2 protein-coding genes are annotated in these 3,038 nt (G+C 74.0%); one reads left to right on the forward strand and one right to left on the reverse strand.

Annotated elements, in window-relative coordinates; all coding sequences use genetic code 11:
* Positions 1–84: 84 nt before the first annotated feature.
* A complete protein-coding gene (locus ACFRAR_RS38440; protein ID WP_380705049.1) occupies positions 85–1,449 on the reverse strand; it encodes a dipeptidase in 1,365 nt (454 codons plus the stop codon).
* Between the two features lie 276 nt (positions 1,450–1,725).
* Here ACFRAR_RS38440 and ACFRAR_RS38445 point away from each other — a divergent pair, with 276 nt between their 5' ends.
* Entirely contained in the window at positions 1,726–3,009 is a 1,284-nt protein-coding gene (locus ACFRAR_RS38445; RefSeq protein WP_380705051.1) for a geranylgeranyl reductase family protein, read from the forward strand.
* Positions 3,010–3,038 lie beyond the last annotated feature (29 nt).

The raw sequence follows: 3,038 nt of genomic DNA on the forward strand, positions 1-3,038 counted from the left end.
GCTTGAGGCACCCCGGGAAGCCTCGCGGGGCGCTTCCCGGGGTGCCTCGCGAGGTGCCTCGCGGGAGGCCGTTTCGAACGCCCGTCAGACGGAACGCAGTTCGGCGTAACGGCGGAGGAACAGCGCCTCGGTGAGCGCCATCTGCTCCAGCTCCCGCGGGTCGACGCTCTCGTTGACCGCGTGGATCTGGGTGGTGGGCTCCTCCACCCCGATCAGCACGATCTCGGCCTGCGGGTAGAGCGAGCGCAGGGTGTTGCAGAGCGGGATCGAGCCGCCCTCGCCGGAGGCGACCATCTCCGTGCCGAAGGCCTCGGCCATCGCCGCGCCCATGGCCTCGTACGCGGGGCCGCTGGTGTCGGCGCGGAACGGCGAGCCGTTGCCCTGGCGCTCGACGGTGAGCCGGGCACCGAGCGGGACCCGCGCCTCCAGGTGGGCCACCAGAGCGTCCTGGGCGTCGTCCGCGTCCGTGCCCGGCGGGACGCGCAGGCTGATCAGGGCCTTGGCGGTGGCCTGGACGGACGAGGTGGCGCCGATCACCGGCGGGGCGTCGATGCCGAGGACGGTGACGGACGGGCGGGCCCAGAGACGGTCCGCGATGGTGCCGGTGCCGGTCAGGGCGACTCCGTCGAGCACCTTGGCGTCGGAGCGGAACTGCTCCTCCGGGTACTGCACCCCGGTCCAGGTCTGGTCGGTGGTCAGGCCGGCCACCGCGACGTCGCCGTGCTCGTCGTGCAGCGAGGCCAGCACCCGGACCAGGCACTGGAGCGCGTCCGGGGCGGCGCCGCCGAAGGCGCCGGAGTGCAGGTTGCCGGCCAGCGTGGTGATCGTGGCCTCGACCACCGTCATGCCGCGCAGGGAGGCGGTCACGGTCGGCAGGCCCAGGGCGAAGTTGCCGGTGTCGCCGATGACGATGGCGTCCGCGGCGAGCAGCTCGGGGTGGGCCTCGGCGTAACGCTCCAGACCGCCGGTGCCCTGCTCCTCGGAGCCCTCCACGATGATCTTCAGGCCGACCGGGTAGGCGTCGCCGTGGACCTGACGCAGCGCCCGCAGGGCGGTCAGGTGCATCAGGATGTTGCCCTTGCAGTCGGCGGCGCCGCGCCCGTACCAGCGGCCGTCGCGCTCGGTCAGCTCGAAGGCGGGGCTGATCCAGGCGGCCTCGTCCAGCGGGGGCTGGACGTCGTAGTGGGAGTAGAGCAGTACGGTCGGCGCGCCCTCGGGACCGGGCAGCTCGCCGTAGACGGACTGGGTGCCGTCCGGGGTGTCCAGCAGCCGGATGCCGGTCAGCCCCTCGGCGGCGAACGCGTCGGCGACCCAGCGCGCGGCCTTCTCGCACTCCTCGACCGGGAACTGGCGCGGGTCGGCGACCGACCGGAAGGCGACCAGCTCGGCGAGGTCGGTGCGGGTACGGTCCATCAGGGACCGGACGGCGTCGGCCAGGGGCTGTGACATCGGGGCTCCGAGGGGGCGGTCCGCCCGGGGGGTGGTGCGGGCGGAGGAGGTGGTTGGGGTAGTGCCGATCATAGGCGGAGTGGAACGGGGGGTTCCGAGGGTGTGGGGCGGGGCGGGCGTGCCGGTGTGCCGGTGGGTGCTGGTGGGTGCTGGTGGGGACGAGTCCGGGGCTGAGGTGCCGGGGCGGTGCGCTCGACGGGTGCGGGCGGGCGCATAGGATTGCTCGACGTGACTGACTCCGGAAGCTCCGATTCCCGCAGCCCGCTCGACAGCCCGATCGAGGGCGGTCCGATCGAAGGCAGTCCGACCGACGTCCGTCCGACCGACGGCGCTCCGACCGAGGCGGGTCAGGCCGATGCGGCTCCGACCGGTGACGCGGTCTCGCCGCCGGACGGCATCTGGGACGTCGTGGTGGTCGGCGCCGGACCAGCGGGCTCCTCGGCCGCGTACGCCGCGGCGGCCCGGGGCCGCCGGGTGCTGCTGCTCGACAAGGTCGAACACCCCCGGTACAAGACCTGCGGAGGCGGCATCATCGGCCCCTCCCGGGACAGCCTGCCGCCGGACTTCCGGCTGCCGTTGCAGGACCGGGTGCACGCCGTCACCTTCGCGTACGACGGGAAGTACACCCGGACGCGGCGGTCCAAGCAGATGCTGTTCGGCCTGGTCAACCGGGATGAGTTCGACCTGCGTCTGGTGCAGGCCGCCAAGCAGGCCGGGGCGGTGCTGGTCACCGGAGTGACCGTCACCGGCGTCGAGCAGCGCGGTGGCGGGCACCGGACGGCCCTGGTGACGGCGGCCGACGGGCGGACCTTCGAGGCGCGCGCGGTGGTCGGCGCGGACGGCAGTGCGAGCCGGATCGGCCGGCACGTCGGTGTCACCTTCGACCAGATCGACCTCGGTCTGGAGGCGGAGATTCCGGTGCCGGCGCAGGTCGCCGCCGACTGGGCGGGCCGGGTCCACCTCGACTGGGGCCCGCTGCCCGGCAGTTACGGCTGGGTGTTCCCGAAGACCGAGACCAGCAGCCTGACCGTCGGCGTCATCTCGGCACGCGGCGACGGCGAGCGGACCAAGCAGTACCTCGCCGAGTACATCCGCCGGCTGGGCCTGTCCGGGTTCACCCCCCGGGTGGAGTCCGGGCACCTGACCCGCTGCCGGGCCGAGGACTCGCCGCTCTCCCGCGGCCGGGTGCTGGTCGCCGGTGACGCGGCCGGACTGCTGGAGCCGTGGACCCGCGAGGGCATCTCGTACGCGCTGCGTTCGGGCCGGCTGGCCGGTGAGTGGGCGGTGCAGGTCGCCGAGGCCGGTGACGCGGCGGCGGTGCGGCGCGAGGCGCTGAACTACGCCTTCGCGGTCAAGGCCGGGCTCGGCGTGGAAATGCGTGCGGGCAAGCAGCTGTTGGGTGCCTTCGAGCGGCGGCCGTACCTGTTCCACGCGGCGGTCTGCCTGGTGCCGGCGGCCTGGCGGGCCTTCGCCCGGACCACCCAGGGGCGTACCACCTTCGCCCAGGTGCTGCGGCAGTACCGGGCGGCGCGGCGGCTGACGGCGATGGCCTCGCGGTAGGGTCGTCGTCACGACGCGGGGCCGGCGTC

It is taken from the genome of Kitasatospora sp. NPDC056651 (assembly GCF_042792155.1).
Classification (GTDB): Bacteria; Actinomycetota; Actinomycetes; order Streptomycetales; family Streptomycetaceae; genus Kitasatospora.